Below are 2,029 nucleotides of genomic sequence, written 5' to 3'. Positions count from 1 at the left end.
GTCGGGGTTGCTGGCGGCGTTCGTGGTCGTATCGTCGGTCGCGTCGTCGTCATCGGCAGCGGACGGCTTCGTGCCGGCCGCCGGCTTCGTCGAAGCCAGTTTCGTCGACGCATCCGGCACGCCGGAATGCGACGCATCGCGACGCGTGATGATGCTTTGCTTCAGCGACTGCGCGAACGGCACGGCGGCCGTGGCGGGCGCGGCATCGTTGCCGGCGGCGCCGGACGAACCCGAGCTGCGGGCGGCCTTGAGTGCGGTGCCGGCGGTGTCGAGCAGCGCGCCGAGCAGGGGCAGGGGAGGCATGACGGTTCTCTCGTTCGAATGCGGGGGGCGGTTACGACGAACGGGCCGCGTCGGCCCGCATGCGCAGGATCTTCGCGGCGTGTTCGTCGGCGTCGCGCTGTTCGCGCCGGGCGTCGCGCTTCGCTTCCTGCGCCACGCCGCGCGCCTGCAGGATTTCGAACGAGCCGACGGTGCGTTTCTTCTGTTGCCAGTTCGGGCGTGCTTCGTCGATGCGGACTTCGGCCGCGGCCAGCACGTTGCGCTGCTGCGTGATCGCGGCGTCGAGCGTGTCGATGAACGCCTGGAAATTGCGCCAGTTGCCGGCCGGCATTCCGTGCTGCGCGGATTGCGAGAAGCGCGCGTGGTATTCGTCGCGGTAGCGCAGCAGCGCGTCGAGCTGCTCGGCGGCCGCGGTGCGATCGCGCTGCGCGGTGCCGAGCTGCTTCGTGGCCGAGTCGAGATCGTCCTGCGCGCGGTCGAGCAGCAACTGAAGGGGAAAGCCGTGAGCCATCGGGATCAGCCTCCGTAAGCGTCGAACAGTGCATCGAGCCCGGCGAGGCTCGACGCGAACGGCGCGCATTCGCGAAAGCCCTGCTGCAGGAACGCCTCGATGCGCGGATAGAGCGCGATCGCGCGATCGAGCTGCGCGTCGCGGCCGGGCGCGTACGCGCCGACAGCGATCAGGTCGCGATTGCGCTGGTAGCGCGACAGCATCTGCTTGAACTGCCGGACACGGTCGAGATGCGTTTCGTCGATCAGCGCGGTCATCGCGCGGCTGATCGACGCCTCGATGTCGATTGCCGGATAGTGGCCGGCCTCGGCGAGCGCGCGCGACAGCACGACGTGGCCGTCGAGGATCGCGCGGGCCGAATCGGCGATCGGGTCCTGCTGATCGTCGCCTTCGGTCAGCACCGTGTAGAACGCGGTGATCGAGCCGCCGCCTTCCGGCCCGTTGCCGGTGCGCTCGACGAGCGCGGGCAGCTTCGCGAACACCGACGGCGGATAGCCCTTCGTCGCGGGCGGCTCGCCGATCGCCAGTGCGATCTCGCGCTGCGCCATCGCGTAGCGCGTCAGCGAATCCATCAGCAGCAGCACGTGCTTGCCCTGGTCGCGGAAATACTCGGCGAGCGACGTCGCGTAGGCCGCGCCCTGCATCCGCAGCAGCGGCGACACGTCGGCCGGCGCCGCGACGACGACCGAGCGCGCGAGCCCGTCCTCGCCGAGGATCTGTTCGATGAATTCCTTCACTTCGCGGCCGCGTTCGCCGATCAGCCCGATCACGATCACTTCCGCGCTGGTGTAGCGCGCCATCGTGCCGAGCAGCACCGACTTGCCGACGCCGGAGCCCGCGAACAGGCCCATCCGCTGCCCGCGGCCGACGGTGAGCAGCGCGTTGATCGCGCGCACGCCGACGTCGAGCACGTGATGGATCGGTTCGCGCTCGAGCGGGTTGATCGACGGCGCCGACAGCGGTGCGTCGACCTTCGATCCGAGCGGGCCGAGGCCGTCGAGCGGGCGGCCCGACGCGTCGACGACGCGCCCGAGCATCTCCCAGCCGACCGGCAGGCGCTTCGCACCCGCAAGCGGATCGGCGACGGGCGCGCTTTCGCGCGGCCACACGCGTGCACCGGGCAGGACGCCCGCGACGTCGGTGGTCGGCATCAGGAACAGGCGATCGCCAGCGAAGCCGACGACTTCGGCTTCCGCATGCGGCAGCGTACTGCCGGGCGGCAGTTCGATCGTGCAT

2 protein-coding genes and 1 pseudogene are annotated in these 2,029 nt (G+C 70.2%); all 3 read right to left on the bottom strand.

The features are described from left to right. A pseudogene (locus JYJ84_RS35125) lies at nucleotides 1-303 on the bottom strand (flagellar hook-length control protein FliK); the annotation flags it as partial. Nucleotides 304-334: 31 nt separating this feature from the next. Continuing rightward, entirely contained in the window at nucleotides 335-793 is a 459-nt protein-coding gene (fliJ, locus tag JYJ84_RS35120) for a flagellar export protein FliJ (protein WP_122946493.1), read from the bottom strand. Nucleotides 794-798: 5 nt separating this feature from the next. Further along, nucleotides 799-2,029 (bottom strand): flagellar protein export ATPase FliI (gene fliI, locus JYJ84_RS35115; protein WP_205190167.1); only part of this gene is annotated, 1,231 nt, incomplete at its 5' end.

Source organism: Burkholderia sp. LMG 13014, assembly GCF_905232215.1.
GTDB lineage: Bacteria > Pseudomonadota > Gammaproteobacteria > Burkholderiales > Burkholderiaceae > Burkholderia.
This window is presented reverse-complemented; position numbering and strand designations above follow the sequence as displayed.